This is a genomic window from Acetomicrobium sp. (genome assembly GCF_059026225.1).
Map to the genome: position 1 here is coordinate 628,897 of NZ_JBWQOQ010000007.1, position 20,635 is coordinate 649,531.

The following is a 20,635-nucleotide window of genomic DNA, read 5'->3' on the forward strand; positions in this document are numbered from 1 at the left end:
CTTAACATCCCTTATCAGAAACTTCGTAAAAGAGAGGGCAAGCCGCGATTACCGAACCGCAGCGTTCAACCTTGTGCTCTATTGATTTCACTTTAACTTCTTTAAGTGGAAGATTGCGCATTGCGAAAGCTTCACGAACCATCTCTTCGACCTTCAGGGCTGCCTCGTTAGCCTTGCAAAAACCTGAAAACTCCATTATCATCCCAAAAGAAGAAGGATCTTCTGGAATTCCAACGCCAATCGCGGCTGATATTATTTCGCCCGGAACATCGCTCGTTAAAGATCCATAGGCAATTGGAAGCAACGATCCAGCTGGCAACTGAAAAACACCCTCAAAAATACACCCGGGCGGCAAAACGCTGCTAACCCTGAGCAAATTCATATTCCCTATGCCCGCATCAAGCAAAGCGGCGTCAAAGGCAGTTAATTTTTTATCGCCTTCTCCATGGCCAACAACCAAACTGAATTTCGTTGGAATTGGTATCATTGGGCATACCCTCCTCACATAAGGTCTTCTCTAGCTTTCCTCTTGATAAAGAGCGGATTACATTATAACGTCCAAGGGGGGTGTGTCAATCGAAAATATGTATTTTTTTAAATTTTTTTTACCCTTGGTACCCCATCCATACGAATGAGGTCCATCAAATCAAAAATGTACTCGATATGCCCTTCAGGAAACGCTCTTTTAACTTGAAAAAATAAACGTGTTATAATCTCAAATGTCAGGGGCAAGAAGTGTTCAGGAGGTCTCGGCATGCGAAATCACGAAAGCAAGAACTCAAATGGAGGACGTTTTAAATTTGCATTAATTTATACTTTTTTATTATTTTTTGCAATCGCCTTTGTCCTTTGCGCAGGGTTCGTTTTTAAGCTATCCACGGAGCTGCCATCTTATGATGAGCTCATAGCCTTTAATCCTAACCTTTCAACTGTGATCTACGATAGAAACGGCGCAGAAATAGCGAGGTTGTTTAAGGAAAACCGAACATGGATACCGTTAGAAAAGATTTCCCCTTGGGTTGCGAAGGCCGTCCTGGCCGCGGAAGACGATGATTTTTATAAACATCGTGGTATCGACATTAAGGGCATCACAAGGGCGGCCATCGTAAATTTCACGAAGAGGGACACTTTGCAAGGCGGAAGCACAATCACACAGCAGCTCGCTAGGAACTTGTTTCTTACTAGAGAAAAGACGTTGGAAAGAAAGATTAAGGAAGTCATCTTGGCCTTCAGATTGGAAAGGTTATATTCCAAGGACCAGATTTTGGAAATGTATCTAAACACCGTATATTGGGGCCATGGTGGGTACGGAATATATGCTGCTTCTTATAACTATTTTGGCAAGGAGCCTTTGGCGCTAACGCTACCTGAGGCCTCCATGTTGGCTGGATTGTTGGCCGCACCCGAGTACTTTACTCCTTTGCGCCATCCGGATAGAGCTAAATTGAGACAGTCCTACGTCTTGGGGCGAATGGAAGAATTGGGATGGATCACCCAAGATGAAGCTCGGAAAGCCTTGGATACCGAACTCGCCTTTTCTAAAAAGAAACAACCTACTCTAAGTGATAACCCGGCGCCTTACTTTGTCTCCTACATACTTTTTAATCATTTGTTGCCCAAATATGGGCCGGAAATTGTCTATCAAGGTGGTTTAAAAATATACACCACTCTGGACCTGGGGCTTCAAAACGCAGCCGAGAATGCAACTTCTAAACTTAAAAGCGAAGGCGCACTTGTAGCAGTGGATCCAGATACGGGCGAAATACTCGCAATGGTGGGAGGAAAAGATTTCAACATAAGCAAATTCAACAGGGCTGTGCAAGCATACAGAGAACCTGGCTCAGCATTTAAGCCTATAGTGTATACGGCAGCTCTTGACAAAGGCATAAGACCCATTGACAGGGCTTTAGATGCTCCCCTCTCCTTTCCAAACGGGTGGCAACCAACTAATTACGGGGACAAGTATCACGGAGAAAGCACTTTGTTAGAAGCCCTGACGGATTCTTACAACACCGTTGCTGTTCGCATCGCTCAACTGACAGGTGTAGAGGCAATAATAGAAACAGCAAGAAAGATGGGCATCAAAAGCCCTTATCTCCCCCACGATCTATCAATAGCGTTGGGTTCAGCAAGCTTAACGCCAATTGAGATGGCAATTGCTTACAGCGTGTTCGCCAATGACGGATACCGTGTAGAACCCTTCGCAATTAAAAAAATTATCGATTTTAGGGGAAAAATCCTTGAATCAAATGGCCCAACGCTGACAGAAGCCATCGATCCAGCTATTGCAGTAACTCTACGTTCGATGTTAATAGATGTTGTAAATCACGGAACCGGAAGACCGGCAAAGATCCAAAATTACGAGGTTTTTGGCAAGACGGGAACTACCAATGATTGGAGTGACGCTTGGTTTGTGGGAGGCGTTCCAGGTTTGGTGTGTGTTGTCTATGCAGGACATGATGATCACAAATCTTTAGGTCATGGCAATACAGGAGGTCGTGTAGCCGCTCCTGTGTGGAAGGATTTCATGAGTAAAGCCGTAAAAATCGCTCACCTGAATGAAAATTTCTCCCTTGCCGGGGTCATAGGAGAAAAGGTTCTGAGAGTAGAAATTTGTCGTGAAACGGGATATCCTGCCAGTTTCAACTGTCCGAAGAAAACGGCCATCTTGTTACCTCTGGATTACGTTCCCGAAAGAACCTGTCCCTATCATGGCGATTCCTATAGCGCCTTCGCTGAGGCCTATGACTTCAACGAGCCTAAACTCTACTTGATCACTGGAGATGATTTGCTCCTCGCAAGTTATGGAATGAGATTGCCGACCTACGCAAGCTACCCAGATCCTACGAAGCCGCCACTCGACTTTGACAGTGCACCGACTACCAATATACCCGAACCGCAAATCATGAAACCCAAGGGGGAACCTCCTGCTGAACCGTCAAAGAAGGTCTATCACGAACCTTCTCCCGATGAAATTGAGAAAAGATATCAACAATTGCTCAAGGAGTACGGTCTGACAGACTGATGTCAAGCGGCCAAGGCGTAGGCACGGCAATGTCACCAAAAAAGGCCATGGCATATCTATCGGTCATTCCTGAGATGAAATCGATTACTCTCGTTATAGCGTTGGCCTCCACATCTGTAAACTCGAGGGAATCAAAAACATGAGGGTTTGACAAGAGGTAATGAAAAATCGTGCTCAAAACGTGTTTTACCTTTGGTCTTTCTTTTCTCGCTTGAGGGCCCAAATAAACACGCTCATAAAGGAAAGATCTCAACAATTCCATAGATCCCAGAGCCGCGTCGCTAAGGTAAATACCCCCTTGTCCGCTACTATTTACCACATCCGTTACCAAAGTACCAATTCGCTTGCTGTGGGTATCTCCCAAAAGACCGATCACCTCTTCGGGAACTTCATGTATTGAGACCAAACGAGCCCTTATTGCATCGTCTAAATCGTGATTCAGGTAAGCTATGGAATCACTTACCCTTACAACCCAAGCCTCATAAGTCGAGGGTTCGAATAATTTTAACCCTTCGTGGACGTCTACTTGCCCTTTACTATGCTGTAGTATTCCTTCTCGAACCTCCCATGTAAGGTTGAGACCTTTGCCATCCCCTTCTAAAGAGTCCACTATTCTAAGGCTTTGTTCTGCATGGTGAAAACCATTTAAACCGTTCTCCTTGGCCAACTCGTCCAAAACCTCTTCCCCCATGTGTCCAAAGGGAGTATGACCTAAATCATGGCCCAATGCTATTGCTTCCGTTAAATCCTCGTTTAAACGCAAGGCTCTAGCTATGGTTCGCGCTATCTGGGATACTTCGAGCGTATGTGTCAACCTTGTCCTGTAGTGATCTCCTTCAGGCAACGGCAATACCTGCGTTTTATACTTTAGCCTTCGAAAGGCCTTGCAATGGATAATCCTGTCCCTATCCCGCTGATAGCAAGTCCTTATTGGACAAGGAGGTTCATCAGTCCTTCTTCCTTTCGAGTCGGCGCTCTTAGAGGCAAAATCCGCCAGTAGCTGCCTCTCTACTGTCTCCCACATTATTCTTGGGGTCAATCATCCAACACCTCATATATTCAAATAATCCATTATCTCTTGTGCCGTCTCCTCAACGGCCTTGTTCGTAACGTCGAAGATCTCGGCCTTCAGCACTTCCATAATCTGCTTAGCATATCTTAGCTCTTCTTCTATACGCTCCTGCCTGGCATACATCGAGACTCCCGGATCAAGCCCCAAAACCCTCAACCGCTCTCGGCGAATTCGTGCTAATTTGGCTGGATCTATCATCAACCCTATGATCTTGTTATTTGGAACTTCGAACAATTCCATTGGCACCGGGCTCTCTGGAACCAACGGCATATTGGCAACCATCAAACCCTTATGGGCCAGGTACATTGCTAAAGGAGTTTTACCGCTTCTTGAAACCCCTATTAGCACTATATCAGCTTCCCTTAACAGCTCCGGACTTTTACCGTCATCACATTTAATGGCAAACTCTATCGCCTTGACCCTTCTAAAGTATTCCTCATCCATCCTCCTCATGAGTCCAGGCGTCTCGCGTGGTGGAGATCCGATTCTTTTCTCCAAGGTTCCGAGTATGGGACCAAGTATGTCTATGAAATCGATATTCCTACGGCTTGCTTCTTTTGCGAGTAAATTGCGCAATTGATGATCTACTAAGGTGGCGATGATAAGAGCATCTTCATCTTGGGCTCGCCGTAGCACTTCCATCAGTCGATCTTGGTCATTGACGTACCTAAAGCGCACTAACTCGCTTGCCTTGCTACTAAACTGGCTGGTGGCGGCCTTTGCAACGTGCTCGGCCGTTTCGCCCGTGAAGTCTGACACAATAAAAATCCTCACACTCATTTTTCCCACCTGGTCTAGTCTCTGATGGCTCCAAGGTCTCCCACCAAATGAAATAACTTATTGCACTCATATAAAAGGGAGAGCCTATTTTGCCTGATCTCCGGATCTTCTGCCATTACAAGCACCTGATCAAAGAATTCGGATATTATCGGTTCAAGATCCAACAACAAGCTGATAATCTCTTTCCATCGATAGCTCTTGAGCGCACCACTTAGCTTTGGCGTTATCTCCTGGATTTTATGATATAGTTCCCTTTCTAAGTCATTCTGAAAGAAAGTTTCGTTAATTGCAGTCGGCACGAAGTTTGGGGCTTTGGCCAAGATGTTTCTGACCCTGACAGCAGCAGTAGCTAAGCGCTGAAACCATTCTTCGTTTCTGACGGATTCCAATTCTTCTGCCAATCTTACGACCTGCAAGGGCCTCTCGCCTATTACTGCCAATGCAAGCGAAACAACATCATGGGAGAATCCTTTTTCCCTTAACTGAACATACAATCTTTGCTTTAAAAACTCAATTACACGCATTGTTACCTCTGACTCGCAATCTAAACTTTTAGCCGACAGGCTCACAAGATGACTCAGATCGACATCGATCCCAAGCCCCAGGATCAACTCGTTTAAACACCTTGCGGTCCTCCTAAGGGCGTAAGGATCCTGCGAACCGGTCGGAAGTAAATCCATCTTGCCACAAGACGCAATGTCATCAATTCTATCGGCTATGCCAACGATGGCACCAATAATATCCTTTGGCAAAACGTCGCCAACGAAGGCAGGAAGGTATTGCTCATACAAGGCTTGAGAGACTCGTTCGTGTTCGCCGTTGGCCTTGGCGTACTCCCTTCCCATCACGCCTCGAAGTTCTGGAAATTCATAAACCATATTGGTCACCAGGTCTGCTTTGGAAAGATATGCAGCTCTTTCTACCAAATCTGCTGTTTCTTTGTCATAACCCAGATGCTCGCACAAATGCAGGGCCAGCTCTTTGATCCTGGCTACTTTATCATACAAAGTTCCTAACGATTCTTGGTAGACGATGTTTTGTAGTTCGTTTACTCTCGCGGCTAAAGGTTTCTTTAAATCTTCATTATAGAAAAAGACCGCGTCTGATAATCTGGCCCTAAGAACCCTTTCATTACCCTCTTTAACAACTTCCATATCGGTAGCCCTGTTGTTGCTGATGCCAACAAAGGCCGGCTTCAATTTCCCTCCGTCATCTTTTAGGGGAAAATACTTTTGATGATGGATCATGACCATTATTAAGACTTCTTCAGGAAGCGATAAGAAGCCTTCATCGAATGTGCCAATAAAGGGAACTGGATATTCCACTAAAAAAACGTTTTCGTCTACCAGTTCGTGGGGCAGCATAGCTTTAACGTGGTGCTCCCTTTCAATTGAGGCAATCCCCGATAAGATTTTTTCTTTTCTCTTTGCTTGATCGACAATTACATAATTGTCGTATAACTTCTCAAAATATTCGTTCGACGAGTTTATCTCAACCCTGCTTGAACCCATGAATCTATGACCGCGCGTCACCTTGTCTCCCCTTAGATTCCCCAATTCCATGGGTACTACTTCGTTGCCGTAAAGACATAAAAGCCAGCGTATAGGCCTCACGAACCTGAGGCTGGGTTCTCTCCAATACATATTTTTAGGAAAAACTAAACGTCTTACCAAGCTACCTAATAAATCGGGTAATATTGAAGTCGTATCTTTGCCCTCTTGCCTGATCACGGCAAAGGCATAAAATTGACCATTGACTTCTTCTTTTTTCAGCGATTCTACCGGAACGCCACGACTTTTTGCGAAGCCCAAGGCAGCCCTGGTTGGGTTGTTATAAACGTCGAAAGCCTGGTTCCATAGAGGTCCTTTTATCTCTTCTACGAGATCTTCCTGTTTCTCCTGCAATCCTTTTACATGAATGACAATGCGCCTTGGAGTTCCAAAGCTTTCTATGACATTATAGCCCAAGCGCTCCTTTTGAAATTCTTCCGCAGCCAATTCCTTGATCTTCTCCAAAGCCCACGGCATAAATCGAGCGGGTATCTCTTCAGTGCCAATCTCAAACAGTAAATCTCTTGTTCCCATGATAGCGATCCTCCTGACTGGCTAAAACTTAGCAATGTTGGAATTTTTCCATAAAAGGATAACCTGCCGCTTCGCGTTGACCCAGATATTTCTCACAACACATGGACGCAACGGCCCTAACTCTGCTTATAAAGCCTGTCCTTTGGGTGACGCTAATGGCATTCCTTGCATCGAGCAAGTTAAAGGTGTGAGAACACTTCAATACGTAATCATAAGCTGGTAAAACTAAACCTTTTTCTGCAAGACGCTTCGCTTCTGCTTCGTACATATTGAACAGTTCAAAGAGCATATCAACATTGGCTTCATCAAAGTTATACGTAGAATGTTCCACTTCTCCTCTGTAATGTATATCACCGTAGGTGATATCTCCAACCCAACGTAAATCGAACAAACTGTCAACTTTTTGTACAAACATGGCTATGCGCTCTATTCCGTATGTTAACTCCACCGGGACGACATCCATGTCGATACCGCCTACTTGTTGAAAATAAGTAAATTGTGTTATTTCCATCCCATCAAGCCAAACTTCCCAACCCAATCCCCACGCTCCAATGGTCGGAGACTCCCAGTCATCCTCCACAAACCTGATGTCGTGATCCGCGGGATCGATGCCTAAAGCTTCTAGGCTTTTAAGGTATATATCCTGTACATCGTCCGGAGCCGGCTTAATTATCACCTGGTATTGATAATAATGTTGCAATCTGTTAGGGTTCTCGCCGTAACGTCCATCCGTTGGACGCCTGCAAGGCTCCACATAAGCGACCCTCCACGGTTCTGGACCTAAAACCCTCAATGTGGTCGCAGGATTCATGGTGCCTGCTCCCACTTCGATGTCATAGGGCTGTTGAATCAAACAGCCCTGTGTCGCCCAAAAGCGTTCTAACCTGAAAATGACCTCTTGGAGGTTCACGAAAATTCCCCCTATCCTGCTTAATGTTCGCTAATTTATATTTTTAAGTTAAGCTTCGTTCCAAGATGTTCTTTAACTTTTCATTATAAAGTGCATAGTTTGCTTTTGACTTTTTCTTTTGAGTCCATTCAACTAAATTTTTTCGAGAAAGCATGACTACAGTAATTAGCTCTCTCAATATTTCGCACGAAATTGCTTCACCATTTTTGGGATGACAACGCTCGCAAAGGAGAACATCTTCATCCCAGCAGGCTTTTACAAGTTTTTTGCCGCACGAAGCGCACCTAGAGATGTCGGGAGCCAATCCCCACCTTTTTGTCCATCTGTAAAGAAAACGCCACTCAACGAGACCCTCTTCCACATCCCTTTCAAGTAGGTATAGGGAATCGTAGAAAATGACCAATACATCGTTGCAAGGATGCGCGGGTAGCAAATATTTGACCAGGAGGCGAGCCCAAATCATGGCCCTTTCAAGCTTGTTGGGTTTTGTTCTTATTCCCCAATGATCCTCTTTTACCTCAACCTCGCGCAAGTATAATTGATTTGGACTCCTGTAACAACCAAAGTATCCCCATATCAAGGGTTCCGTAGCCCCGCCAAATCTCCTCCTGCCACGAGCTGCTCCTGGAGCAACAACCCACAAAGGGCCGCAATCTCGAAAGAACACGTATAATCTTATGTCTCCTTCGTTCGTTTCATACCTTCGCAAGACTACCCCTGTCAACTTACAGTATCCCTGTCTCATAGATAGGTCGCCAAATTTCCTAATCTTTCAAATGTCTGGCTCAAGATTCAACGGGCTCCTTCCCGTTACTTTTCTCAGTCTCGTTGTCTGCTTCTGGAATCTTGCTCAATTTAAGTTTTTTTACCCTACGCTGATTGACCTCCAAAACCTTTATAACCCACTCTCCATAGGTAAAGGATTCGCTGGGAAGCGGAAATCTTCCGAAATGACTCAGGACAAACCCGCCGGCAGTATCAGCATCCTCGCATTCAAAGGGATAGTCGAGATATTCGCTCAAATCTTCAAGGTTTACAAGTCCATCTACGATGTAAACTCCCTCCGATTCTTCGTATATGGATGGCATTTCGGCATCATATTCGTCCTGTATTTCTCCGACTATCTCTTCAAGTAAATCTTCCATGGTGATCAATCCTGCGGTTCCCCCGTATTCATCGACAAGTATAGCCATGTGAACCCGCTTGGCCCTCATGGCATCGAAGAGATCACTTATCTTTATGCTCTCGGGAACAAACATGGCCTCTCTCACGTATTTGGCAACGGGGTCATCATAATTTCCTTTATAAAGCGGAACTATGATGTCCTTTACGTATAAAATACCCTTTATATGATCGATATCCCCTTCATATACGGGTACCCTGGAATGTCCGTGCTGACTAAAGATTTCTATGGATTCTCCTATGGTAGTGGTGCTGGGAATTGCCACCATGTCCATCCTCGGCACCATGACCTGATAGGCTCTGGTGTCTTCAAAGGATATTATGCCCTTAATCATGCGCCTTTCATCATCTTCTATTGCCCCAGTGGCTTCTCCTATCTTGAGCATCTCTTCGATGTCCTCTCTAGTCATAAAGGCACGTTGTAAGGACAAATCGACGTGGATTACTTTCCCCAAAATTTTGGTTATCAAAGTAACGATCCACACTAGCGGAGAAAGGATCAACCAAACTAACCTAAGAAAGGGCAAAAAGAGTGATACTACTTTTTCAGCATGAGAAATAGCGAGGGTCTTAGGAAGAATCTCGCCAAATATTAAGATCAGAAATGTCATTACAAGGATTGCAACTGGCAATCCCTTATCCCCAAAAAGATACACAGCAACTGATGTAGCTACAGCACTAGCAGCGATGTTGACCAAATTGTTTCCAATCAGCGTAACGGTTAAAGCCCGATGAATATCCTCGACCAGCCAAGTTATAGATTTGGCTTTGTTTGACGGCTTCTTTTCCTTGATTGCAAGTAGCTTGCCTTTTCCCGTCGCCGTTATTGAGGTTTCCGAGGCGGAAAAAAACCCCGACAGTATCAGACAAAAAAGTAGCAAATAGATACTACTGGGCAGATCGGTATCCACCTTTATTATCGCCCTCCCTTTATATAATTTTGATATTCCTCTTGTTTTTTCCACATGATTGCTTCTTGTTCCTCGGTAGTATGGTCATACCCCAGCAAATGAAGTAGCCCGTGAATGTAAATCAACACGATCTCTTCTTCGGGCTCTTTCTCTGAAGCTCGAGCAAAGTCGATCACAACTCTGGGACAGATTACAATATCGCCCAAAGCCACTTCATCCCAGTCCTTTGAAGGCAGCAAAAATCTACCATCCTCTTCTTCCCATAAGGGAAAGGAAAGAACATCGGTTGGTTCATCGATACCTCGGTATTGCTCGTTCAATTCTAACATCTCATCGGGTTCCACGAAGGTCAAAGATACCTCTATTGACTTTATGTCGTGTTTTTCCTCCAACTCCTCCTCGAGGACTTTAGCTGTTAATTTTTCCAGTTCCTGCAAGAAGACGGGCTTCCCAATCACACGCTCGAGAAGTTCCTCGCCCTTAATATCCAGCCTTACTTCCAATATACCACCTTCTCCTTCATGGTCATATTTTCTCCTTTATCTGCCTAGTATGATACATGGACATCAACGTCGCAACGAAGGCCTCTTGTATCTCCTTAAGATCCTTCATCGTCAAGTCAACTTCATCCAGCTGGCCTTCCCGTTTTTTTGCTTCTATAACTTGTCTTACGGTGTCGCCAAGGGCTGCCACACTTAAAACCGATAGCCCTAGGGCGCGCACCGCTGCTTCAACCGAATCGGCAAGCATCAACAAGGCTGTCTCCCTCGAGCGCGGTTTAGGACCAGGATAGCAATACTGTGTCTTATCAACTTCATCCCCGCTTTCTTTTGCCTTATTATAAAAGTAAGATAAGCAGGTCGTACCGTGATGCTCGCTAATAAAGTCTATCATTACACCGGGAAGTCCATATTCCTTTGCAAGGTTTATGCCCTCTTGAACATGAGACAATATCACAAGAGCAGATAGAGGCGGAGAAAGCGTGTCATGTATATTTTCTCCTTCTATCTGATTTTCTATGAAGTACTGCGGCCTTTTAAGTTTACCGATATCGTGATAATAAGCACCACCTCGAACTAAAAGGGAATTGGCACGAATTTGCTCAGCTGCAGCTTCAGCCAATGTACTCACCATCATAGAGTGGTGATAGGTACCCGGAGCTTCAACTTGCAAACGTTTTAGCAACACGTTGCTTGGATGAGTAAGCTCCATCAACTTAATAGGAGATACCACGTCAAATGTCATTTCAAGCATAGGAAGCAACAATACAAATGCCCCTCCAAGGATTAGTAATAACATTAATAGGAACAGTACATCGGGAATTGTCGGCGCGTGATAAAAAACCCAGCTGAACACATACCACAACGCTACGGCCCCAAATCCAATGGCTTGCACTTTTAAAAAAGCTTTAGCACGTGTAGTGGGTCTTTCCTTGAAGATCGCGTGTGCCAATACCGTTATCAGCACGACAAGCAGCATGGAATACAAATAGGCGAAGGAATTAACATAGCTTATCATAACCCCTAGCAATCCTCCGCTTAACCCCAAATAAAAGGCGCTTATATTGGGCAATGTCAAATAACCCCAACCCACTATTGGCAAAATACCGATTCCGCTATATAGGGGATTTAATCTAGCTACACTAAATTGAATCAGCCAACCAAAAACCAGTAAAGAGGCAAAATACAGTATCTTAACTTTAGGGGCTTCTTTCCACTCCTGCAGTTCGGTATATCGGTGCAAAAAGGACCAAAGAAACACCATAGAAAGCAGCATAGCTGCTTGCATCCAGGGAAAGCGCTTTTCGAAATAGCCTTGCGACTTAAGGATTTCGGCTATCTCGGGCGTAACTATATCACCTTTTTCCACCAACAATGTGCCCGGTTGAAGGATTCTTTCTATGGGCTCGACACTTGATTTGTAAAACTCCCTGATTAAAGAAGTTGCTTCATCATCAGTATCGACAACGATGGCAAAAAGATAGCTCAATATTTGGTATGCAACATTTTGATCGGCGATCGGCAAATCTGCCTCGGCAAGATATCTCCAAAGATCTAATTTAAGATCGACCTTATCGACACCATAGTTATCCGAACTTAAGAGGTGCAATCCGACATCACGTGTCACGTTTAAGACACGCTCTCTTTTAGGGGAGGGTAACGTGCTCAATATATTCGCTAATCCACCCGGCAAATAAAGCCAAGATGATGGATTATCGATATCCTCGAGCAATGCCCTGACTATGGGAGTGAGTGAAATGTCACGAACCACAACGCCCATTACTCTAGATGCTAAATTTTCTTTCAATTGTTCAGTTGCTTTCTCATCCAAATAAATAATATTCGACAATACATAATAATCTCTTGGGGATGGAAGGCCAACTTCAAACCCTTTGTTAGCCACGTCCAACCTCCATCCCCAAAAGAATAAAATTCCTACAACTGTCAAAATAAAGAAACGCAAAAGCCACTCTAAGCGCAAAGAACTCTGAGATAAGGCGATAGCTACTCTCTTAGGGTAGCTTCTGGTCGTCCCTCTTCTTTTTTTCATAAATTTCATAGGCCTCAACTATCCTCTGCACCATCTCGTGTCGCACCACATCATAGTTGGTTAAAAACACGAATTCAATGCCCGGGATACCTTCCAAGACACCTTGAATTACTTTAAGGCCTGACTCTTTCCCAGGGGGTAAGTCAATTTGCGTTATGTCTCCTGTCACAACCACTTTGGAACCAAATCCCATTCTGGTCAAAAACATCTTCATTTGTTCCGGTGTCGTATTTTGAGCTTCGTCCAATATTATGAAGCTGTCGTTTAACGTCCTTCCCCGCATATAGGCTAACGGCGCCAGTTCTATGACATTTTTTTCAAGATGCCTCATGAATCTTTCCGGGGATAATAACTCGAAGAAAGCATCGTATAAAGGTCTCAAGTAAGGTTCAACCTTCTCTTTTACGTCACCTGGCAAAAAACCAAGCCGCTCCCCTGCCTCCACAACAGGCCTTACTAAAACAATCCTGCTTACAACGGATGCCTTTAAAGCCGCAACTGCCATGGCTACGGCCAAATAAGTTTTACCCGTACCGGCTGGGCCTATTGCAAAAACCACTTCGTTGCGTCTAATTGCTTCAATATATTTTTTTTGTCCGGCCGTTCTAGGCCTCACCGGTTTTCCCCTCGAAGTGATGTATATGACCTCTTCATAAAGAGAAAGTAAATCGACCTTGCCGCCCTCGCCCAGTATATTCATTCCGTATTTTACTTCGGCGGGCGTAAGTCTATAGCCCTTTTCAGCTACCTCTGCCAATTGTCCAAGAAATTTGGCAACTAGCTTAACCACTTCGATATCGGGACCGTGAACCTGTATTTCGTCTCCTCTAACCGTTATCCGAACAGGAAATCTTTCTTCTACGGCACGAATGTTCTCGTCCCTTTGGCCTAAGATTTTTTCTAATACTTTCTCATCTGCCACGACCAGAATTTCGGGCGAGGAATCTTCACGACTTTGTACTCCACCTTTAGAATTAAATGAACCCGTCAAGGATAAAAAAATTCCCTCCCTTAAGGTTAGTCAACGCTTTCCACGGACTTCACTGCGTCAGGAAAGCGTCCCTTCAAGACATTTTCCACCTGAAATCGCAACGTCTCCCTGGCAAAAGGGCACCCTCCACAGGCGCCAGTCAAACGAACAAGGACCTTTTTCTCTTTCTCATCATAGCTAACGAACTCTATGCCCCCACCATGAGACATCAAAGCAGGCTTTATATCCTTTTCTATAATTTCAGTTATGCTTTTTTGCACTTGTAGCACAATTCATTACCTCCTTTATCGTTAATAACCTGATCTACACCGGATAAGCTACCCCTTCAACGGGTTCTTCAAAACCTACATCCCTCTTTAACGTCCTTGCGAATTTTCTCACAAGGAAATCCCTAGCAACGTTGGGAAATAGTGCGTAAGTTAAAACATCTTCAGGCTGCAAAATCCAAGGCTTTATCGCCTCGCGAGCTTCCTCTAAACCAGGCTCCAAAATTTCACCGGGCCTGCAGGTAATTGGCTCTTCGTCTCCAACTACCTTCACGGCTATTTCCGGATCGACTTGTGCCGGAGGCCTGCCATAATAACCCAGAAAGTACATTTTAACTTCATTGGGCACTATATGCCACCTTTTACCCACGAGGACATTTAAAGTAGCTTGAGTACCAACAAGTTGGCTAGTTGGAGTTACCAAAGGAGGATATCCCATCTCGCGACGGACCTTAGGCACTTCCCTAAGGACTTCCTCAAGCTTGTCAAGGGCGTTTTGTTCTTTTAATTGGCTTACCAGATTGGAATACATTCCACCAGGAATCTGATATATCAGGACGTTAATATCAACTCCCGTAAGGCCTACTATTAGGTCTTTGTTTTTCTCTCTAACTTCTTTAAAGTGGTTGGCTATCGGAACCAGATCTTGTAATTCGATCTCAGTATCGTATATGGAATCTTTTAGAGCTGCTACCATCGATTCTGTAGGCGGTTGGCTGGTTCCCATGGCGAAGGGTGAAATTGCACAGTCAATTATATCAGCTCCAGCTAAAACAGCTGCTAAATAGGCCATCGAGCCCATTCCGCTCGTGTAATGAGTGTGAACGTGCACGGGCAAGTCGCACTTTTCCTTAATAGCTCTAACCAGCCGGTAAGCGACAACGGGAGAGAGCAATCCCGCCATATCCTTGATGCATATTGAATCAGCCCCCATATCCTTCATTTCAAGGGCAAGGTTCGCAAAAGATTCTAGAGTATGTACGGGGGAAATAGTGTAACAAATGGAAAGCTGTAAATGAGCTCCTTCTTTCTTCACCTGGTCGGCAGCTACTTCCATATTTCTCAAGTCATTTAAGGCGTCAAAAACACGAATTATATCGAGGCCGTTTCCAACGGCTCTTTTCACGAATTCTCGAACGACATCATCGGGATAGTGTTTATAGCCAACTAGATTTTGGCCACGTAGCAACATCTGAAGTTTCGTTTTTTTGACTACACGCCTCAATGCCCTCAGGCGGTCCCAAGGGTCCTCATCTAAGAATCGCATGGCTGCATCGAAAGTGGCGCCTCCCCACATTTCAAATGAGTAATATCCCACCTCATCCATCCTAGCTGCAATGGACAACATGTCCTTCGTCCTCATTCTGGTAGCCATCAACGATTGATGTGCATCCCTTAGCACAGTTTCTGTAACCAATATTTTCTTTCTTTTTCCTCCATTGCCTTTAATTTGCTCAGCAAATATGTCCAAGCCATCAGCGCTAATCATCCAAATTTAACCTCCTCGCGATTCTTCATTGAGCCTTTCTTTTGCAGATTGCCAAAGAACCTCCAGCTCGTCAAGTGTGTAATCACCCCAGCCGCGTCCACTTTCCTCTACGCTTTCCTCGATAAAACGAAACCTCTCTGAAAATTTTTCGTTAGCCCCTTGTAAAGCCTCTTCTGGGTTAACTCCCACATGTCTTGACAAGTTAGCTACAGCAAAGAATAAATCACCAATCTCTTCCTCAACGCTTTTCATGTCGCCCTCTTTTAAGGCCTCACGAAGCTCACTAATCTCTTCTTCTATTTTATCCCATAAAGGCTCGAGATTACCAGATTGCCAATCAAAGCCTGCTTTTGCAGCTCTTTCTTGAATAGCGTAAGCTTTAAGTAATGCCGGCATAGTTCGAGGAATGCCGGCTAATCGGGACTGGTCCTCCTTTTTTCGCTCTTTCAGTTTTATCATATCCCAATTGCGTCTGACTTCTTCGCTATCTAGCACGAAGGTATCGCCAAAAACGTGAGGATGTCTTCGCCTCAACTTATCGCACAAAGTATTTATAACATCTCCAATATGAAACCATTGATTCTCCGAGGCAATCTGAGCGACAAAAAGGACCTGCAAAAGCAAGTCGCCACACTCTTCGCATATGTTTCTTGCATCTTCGGCCTCTATTGCATCGATCAGTTCATAGGCTTCTTCAAGTATGTACTCTTTAAGCGTGCTCAAAGTTTGCTTCCTATCCCAGGGGCAACCGTCCGGAGCTCGCAGCCGAACCATTATATCTACAAGTTCTTCAAAACTCGCTCCTATATTGCGCTTCGATTCCATTCTTCGACCATCCCCTTACCGCACTCAAATGCAGCGATCATATACCCCACAAGGCGTTTTAGCCCACTGGCGCCGCCTGGTCCGCTGGCGCGGCTTTTGCTAATTATCCAGCAGGGCCTGCCACCGACCAACTGAAACAATCCCCCATCTTTTCCTTGCAAGACGATTTCTTTTGAATCAATCATTATTTCGTTTACCCGAAAATGGGGTAATCCCGCCCTCAATTTTGCAACGTTCAGCAGTAATTTAACTTCCTCAGGCAAGGGTCCAAACCTGTCTACTAGTTCGCCTTCCAGGTCATCGATATCTTCAAAGCTTAAATCCCTGAGCAGTCTTCTGTACAAGGCTACCCTCAAGGAACCTTGCGGTATGTAGTACTCAGGAATACCCACGGGTATTCTTACGTCCACGTAAAGGCCTTCGATATCTTCCCCCTTTAAGCTTCTCATGGCATTTTCGATCAATTTATAATAAAGTTGAAACCCGATTTTTTCCACCTGGCCATGTTGCTCTACACCGAGCAAATTTCCTCCTCCTCGAATTTCGAGATCTCTTAAAGCCAACTTATATCCTCCGCCAAGTTGATTACATTCGGCTATAGCTTCAAGCCTTTGCATTGCTTCGCTAGTCAAAGGCTTATCTGCCGGATATAGCATGTACGCAAAGGCTTGCCTGCTCCTTCTGCCAACTCTACCGCGAAGCTGATGAAGTTGGGATAAACCAAACATATGGGCATTATCTACAATCAAGGTATTGGCTTTCGCTACATCCAGGCCACTTTCGATGATCGTTGTGCAAACAAGAACGTTAATCTCGCCTTTTAAAAACTTCATCATGGTCTTCTCCAGCTTACTTTTGGGAAGTTGTCCGTGAACTACGCCGATTTTAGCCTCAGGGACAAGCATTTGCAGACTTCGGGCACGCTTCATAATACCTTTAATGCGATCATGCACGAAAAAAACTCGACCATCGCGGGATATCTCCTTGAGGATCGCTTCTCTCACCAAACTGTCCTTCCAAGGCCCTACTACGGTAATGACAGGTTGTCTGTCCTTTGGCGGTGTGCTCAGAAGGGAAATATCCCTTATGCCAGATAGGGCCATATAAAGCGTTCTCGGTATAGGCGTAGCGGATATGGACAGGACATCGACCTCCGTTCGCATTTTCTTTAAAAACTCTTTTTGCCTTACGCCGAACCTATGCTCTTCATCTATTATTACCAACCCCAAATCCTTAAAGCGAACGTCACCCTGCAATAAGCGATGCGTTCCGATCAAGATATCAACCCGGCCTTCCATGGTATCTTTTAGTATCTTGCGCTGCTTGGCCTGCGTTTCAAAACGAGATAATCGCTCGACCCTTATGGGTATATCGCCTAACCTGGAAATGAAGTTTTCAAAGTGCTGTTCCGCAAGCAAGGTCGTCGGGATTAACACTGCGACTTGTTTCCCTCCCTCTACAGCCTTTATCGCAGCCCTCAAAGCAACTTCGGTTTTCCCAAAACCAACGTCTCCGACTAACACTCTGTCCATTGGGACAGGTTTTTCCATGTCACTTTTTATCTCTTCTATAGCCTTCAACTGGTCTGCCGTCTCTTCGTGAGGAAAGGTCCCTTCAAAATATTTGGCCATCTCCCCATCCTTTAGAAATGAATGGCCTCTTTTCATCTCTCTTAATGCATAGAGTGAAACGAGGTCTTCCGCTATTTTTTGAGCCTTTTCTTTAGCTTTTTGCAGAGTTCTTTTCCAAGATCGTTTGTCTAAACGATCTAACTGACGTTCTACTCCATAAATACCCTCATAAGGCGCTATCTTATAAAGTTGATATACAGGGACTAAAAGTCGCTTTTTATCACCATATTCCAAAATCAAATACTCCGATTTGCCCTCTTGGGTATCGACATAACTGACTCCCCTAAAAATTGCTACGCCATAATCTTCGTGTACGACGTATTGCCCAACCTCTAGGGACTCTTGCCAATCCAAGGGTGGTCGGTAGGTGTAATCCGATGCGAAAGGCTGTTCAATACCTGCAAGTGCTGACTGCGACAAGACCATATATTTGCCACTTATATCCATGAACCCGCCGCTTATTGACTGAGGAATGAATTCTACGCCAGTTTTATCTGCCCATTTCCCTAGATGATCCATATTTGCGTACAAACAAACCTTATAACCCTTAGCCTTCCATTTGCTCAAATAGGCATTGGCCTCTTCCAGTTTTCCTCTGAAAAAAGGTTCTTTTAATATATTAAAACGAAATGTAGCACCTTGAAGGAGAGAGGTGATCCTTATACGAGGCAATGACGCTATTGCCTTGTAAACTTCCTGCCATCGGGGTATAGGTGGCAATGAACGATCGTTATCGCACAGTTTGCACCAAAGCCAGCAATATATATCCGCCTGCGATTCTAATTCTTTGGGTTCAAAAAGGATTATCCTGCAATCCTCTGGGAGCATATCGAATGGAAATGCCGGCTTGCTCCCAAAAATGCGGTGTATCTCTATTTCTTGATGATGGGCCACGCTTTTTTGGGTTTCTGTGTCAAAAGCCCTAATGCTTGCTACCTCATCGTCAAAGAATTCCACCCTTATTGGATATTTGTAGAGCGGATCAAATAAGTCCACCAAACTCCCCCTGACCGAAAAATGACCAGGGATCCAAACCAAATCTACAGCCTCGTAGCCGCTGTTTTGAAGCCATCGAGCCAGATTGTCTCTGCCAATGGTTTCTCCAACCATTATGCTAAAGCTATCTTCGGCAAAAGAAAGGGGCGTCATCAGTGAACCGGGAGTCGTGATCAAAAGCTTTTTTATATCACCATCGCGCCATTTTCTAAAAGATTCTCCTCTGTTTACCCACAAAGCAGAATGTCCAACCTTATCCGACGATAAAGGCAACTCTTGCAAATAAATGATCTCCTCTTCGCCAAACAAGGCCTTCCAATCGAAGTAAAAGTCAAGGGCTTGCCCATTATCAGGAAATACAACTATGCTTTTAACAGTACAATCCCTGCATACCCAAGCTCTAGCCGCTCCCTTTGCCTGAAGGTAGAGAGCATCACCCCTTGTCCAATTTTTGAGATCAACATCCCAAACTTTATCAATGTATGCCTGCACTGTTAACATCCCATCCTAAAGGCCACTATTTACATATGAAATGGCACGTTCGATATCCAAGACAATCCAAGCAAGAACCGCCTTGGCAGCTCTTTCAAGAATCTCGGGCAAAGACTCCATTTCGTCCTCATCGAAAGAAGACAGAACAAAGGCGACCAAATCCTGGGCGGGCGTTTCTTTCCCGATTCCAACTCTAAGCCTCGGCACCTCCAGGGTGCCCAAGGCAGCGATTACAGAAGCCATCCCTTTGTGTCCGCCGGCGCTTCCCTTGGCTCGAAGTCGGAGTTTGCCAAAGGGCAAGTCTACATCGTCATAAATGATCAATATATCTGAAATGCCCACCTCCAGCTCCCTTGCCGCCTGAGCAACAGAACGACCACTCAAATTCATAAATGTCAAGGGCTTCAACAAGTACACCTTCTCATCCTCTACGTCGAAAGGCCCCCAAATCATGCCTCTATAGCGATATTCATAGCTAGCGCCGCTTTTTAATTTCTCTAGCAAGGAATCTACGACTAGCCAACCGATATTGTGCCTCGTTATAGCATATTCTACACCGGGATTACCAAGACCAACGCAAAGTCGCACGCCCACTCTAAATTCCTATTCCTCCTCTTCTTCCTCCTCTTCTTCAACGACACCCTTCTTGCCAATAACCTCTACTTCCATTTCTTCTTCAACCTCTTCTTCAACGGCTTCCTCGATCTCTTCAATGATTGGCTCAACGACCTGAACTATAGTCTCTTCAGGGTCAATTGAGATAACTGCACTTTCAGGTAGCTCAATATCGGACATCCGAACGCTATCGCCTATATCAAGCGCAGCGACATCCACATGTATCCCATCGGGTATCTCGCCAGGTAACACTTCCATCTCAATCTCGTACAGTGGTTGAACCAAAACCCCGCCTTTTTTAACCCCTATACAGTCATCTCTGTTCTCCAAAACTACGGGTACTGCTACAAGCACCTTATGACCCTTCAAAAGTTGATAGAAATCCACGTGAAGAATTTCCCTGCTCAAGGGATCTACTTGGAGATCTCTTATCAAGGCCGTTTCCGTCCTGCCATCAGGCAGGGTAACATTAAAGGCGTAAGTTCCCCAATGCGAGGATTGTAAATAGGGCAATACATCGTCGATACGAACCATGACGGGAATAGATTCCTTATAACCCGGCCCGTAAAAAATAGCCGGTAAATATCCTTCTTTACGCAACTTCTTTGCCTTATTTTTCCCCGTCTCTTTCCTAAGCTCTAATTTGATTTCAATGCTTCTAGCTGCCATATCAAATTCCCCCTAAACATTAAAATTATGACCCAATTGATATGCCATCGGCACAGCGATCTTAATCAATAAAAATAAGGACCATCTCAAAATCATAATAGTAATTGAAACTCAAATTCTACATTCATTAATGTAGATACATTAATG

At 44.7% G+C, this 20,635-nt stretch carries 17 protein-coding genes; 1 reads left to right on the plus strand and 16 read right to left on the minus strand.

The genetic code is table 11. From position 1 onward, the window contains the following. Position 1: 1 nt before the first annotated feature. Entirely contained in the window at positions 2-487 is a 486-nt protein-coding gene (locus AC5SXE_RS07615) for a pyruvoyl-dependent arginine decarboxylase (protein WP_303883844.1), read from the minus strand. Between the two features lie 267 nt (positions 488-754). Here AC5SXE_RS07615 and AC5SXE_RS07620 point away from each other — a divergent pair, with 267 nt between their 5' ends. Next, positions 755-3,025, plus strand: coding sequence for a transglycosylase domain-containing protein (locus AC5SXE_RS07620; RefSeq protein ID WP_493917074.1), 2,271 nt, complete (start codon positions 755-757; stop codon positions 3,023-3,025). Here the strand turns inward: AC5SXE_RS07620 and AC5SXE_RS07625 are convergent. From AC5SXE_RS07625 to AC5SXE_RS07695, 15 genes are all read right to left on the minus strand, one after another. After that, a complete protein-coding gene (locus tag AC5SXE_RS07625; RefSeq protein WP_493917075.1) occupies positions 3,000-4,064 on the minus strand; it encodes a deoxyguanosinetriphosphate triphosphohydrolase in 1,065 nt (354 codons plus the stop codon). The two genes, AC5SXE_RS07620 and AC5SXE_RS07625, sit on opposite strands and share 26 nt — an antisense overlap. A 12-nt stretch (positions 4,065-4,076) precedes the next feature. After that, positions 4,077-4,877, minus strand: coding sequence for a pyruvate, water dikinase regulatory protein (locus AC5SXE_RS07630; protein WP_310849999.1), 801 nt, complete (start codon positions 4,875-4,877; stop codon positions 4,077-4,079). Positions 4,878-4,891: 14 nt separating this feature from the next. Continuing rightward, positions 4,892-6,961: a glycine--tRNA ligase subunit beta gene (glyS, locus tag AC5SXE_RS07635; protein WP_493917076.1), complete on the minus strand. Its 2,070-nt coding sequence runs from the start codon at positions 6,959-6,961 to the stop codon at positions 4,892-4,894. A gap of 28 nt (positions 6,962-6,989) precedes the next feature. Beyond that, a complete protein-coding gene (glyQ, locus tag AC5SXE_RS07640) occupies positions 6,990-7,871 on the minus strand; it encodes a glycine--tRNA ligase subunit alpha (protein ID WP_323721104.1) in 882 nt (293 codons plus the stop codon). 43 nt (positions 7,872-7,914) lie between these two features. Beyond that, a complete protein-coding gene (gene recO, locus AC5SXE_RS07645) occupies positions 7,915-8,595 on the minus strand; it encodes a DNA repair protein RecO (protein WP_493917077.1) in 681 nt (226 codons plus the stop codon). Between the two features lie 61 nt (positions 8,596-8,656). Beyond that, entirely contained in the window at positions 8,657-9,964 is a 1,308-nt protein-coding gene (locus AC5SXE_RS07650; RefSeq protein WP_323721102.1) for a hemolysin family protein, read from the minus strand. 5 nt (positions 9,965-9,969) lie between these two features. Beyond that, complete coding sequence (ybeY, locus tag AC5SXE_RS07655) at positions 9,970-10,467, minus strand: rRNA maturation RNase YbeY (RefSeq protein WP_493917078.1); 498 nt, start codon at positions 10,465-10,467, stop codon at positions 9,970-9,972. A gap of 22 nt (positions 10,468-10,489) precedes the next feature. Further along, the gene (locus AC5SXE_RS07660; RefSeq protein WP_493917079.1) at positions 10,490-12,514 is read right to left on the minus strand and encodes an HD family phosphohydrolase; all 2,025 of its coding nucleotides are present in this window, start codon (positions 12,512-12,514) and stop codon (positions 10,490-10,492) included. Further along, positions 12,477-13,505 (minus strand): PhoH family protein, encoded by a 1,029-nt coding sequence (locus AC5SXE_RS07665; RefSeq protein WP_493917080.1) that lies wholly within the window; start codon positions 13,503-13,505, stop codon positions 12,477-12,479. The genes AC5SXE_RS07660 and AC5SXE_RS07665 overlap by 38 nt, the downstream gene beginning before the upstream one ends. 26 nt (positions 13,506-13,531) lie before the next feature. Next, positions 13,532-13,774, minus strand: coding sequence for a NifU family protein (locus tag AC5SXE_RS07670; protein ID WP_493917081.1), 243 nt, complete (start codon positions 13,772-13,774; stop codon positions 13,532-13,534). A gap of 34 nt (positions 13,775-13,808) precedes the next feature. Then, positions 13,809-15,260, minus strand: a complete 1,452-nt coding sequence (locus tag AC5SXE_RS07675; protein ID WP_303883114.1) for a pyruvate carboxylase subunit B — start codon at positions 15,258-15,260, stop codon at positions 13,809-13,811. A 6-nt stretch (positions 15,261-15,266) separates the two neighbouring features. Further along, the gene (mazG, locus tag AC5SXE_RS07680) at positions 15,267-16,085 is read right to left on the minus strand and encodes a nucleoside triphosphate pyrophosphohydrolase (protein ID WP_303883115.1); all 819 of its coding nucleotides are present in this window, start codon (positions 16,083-16,085) and stop codon (positions 15,267-15,269) included. Next, positions 16,064-19,213: a transcription-repair coupling factor gene (gene mfd / locus AC5SXE_RS07685; protein ID WP_433912438.1), complete on the minus strand. Its 3,150-nt coding sequence runs from the start codon at positions 19,211-19,213 to the stop codon at positions 16,064-16,066. The genes mazG and mfd overlap by 22 nt, the downstream gene beginning before the upstream one ends. A 6-nt stretch (positions 19,214-19,219) precedes the next feature. Continuing rightward, positions 19,220-19,798: an aminoacyl-tRNA hydrolase gene (pth, locus tag AC5SXE_RS07690; protein WP_332636144.1), complete on the minus strand. Its 579-nt coding sequence runs from the start codon at positions 19,796-19,798 to the stop codon at positions 19,220-19,222. Between the two features lie 9 nt (positions 19,799-19,807). Next, the gene (locus AC5SXE_RS07695; RefSeq protein WP_303883118.1) at positions 19,808-20,488 is read right to left on the minus strand and encodes a 50S ribosomal protein L25; all 681 of its coding nucleotides are present in this window, start codon (positions 20,486-20,488) and stop codon (positions 19,808-19,810) included. Positions 20,489-20,635 lie beyond the last annotated feature (147 nt).

Excerpts from the sequence above, each read along its gene's own strand:
- AC5SXE_RS07615 (WP_303883844.1), bottom strand. The coding sequence starts at position 487 with ATGATACCAATTCCAACGAAATTCAGTTTGGTTGTTGGCCATGGAGAA.
- AC5SXE_RS07620 (WP_493917074.1), top strand. The coding sequence starts at position 755 with ATGCGAAATCACGAAAGCAAGAACTCAAATGGAGGACGTTTTAAATTT.
- AC5SXE_RS07630 (WP_310849999.1), bottom strand. The coding sequence starts at position 4,877 with ATGAGTGTGAGGATTTTTATTGTGTCAGACTTCACGGGCGAAACGGCC.
- glyS (WP_493917076.1), bottom strand. The coding sequence starts at position 6,961 with ATGGGAACAAGAGATTTACTGTTTGAGATTGGCACTGAAGAGATACCC.
- AC5SXE_RS07660 (WP_493917079.1), bottom strand. The coding sequence starts at position 12,514 with ATGAAAAAAAGAAGAGGGACGACCAGAAGCTACCCTAAGAGAGTAGCT.
- AC5SXE_RS07675 (WP_303883114.1), bottom strand. The coding sequence starts at position 15,260 with ATGATTAGCGCTGATGGCTTGGACATATTTGCTGAGCAAATTAAAGGC.
- mazG (WP_303883115.1), bottom strand. The coding sequence starts at position 16,085 with ATGGAATCGAAGCGCAATATAGGAGCGAGTTTTGAAGAACTTGTAGAT.
- mfd (WP_433912438.1), bottom strand. The coding sequence starts at position 19,213 with ATGTTAACAGTGCAGGCATACATTGATAAAGTTTGGGATGTTGATCTC.
- AC5SXE_RS07695 (WP_303883118.1), bottom strand. The coding sequence starts at position 20,488 with ATGGCAGCTAGAAGCATTGAAATCAAATTAGAGCTTAGGAAAGAGACG.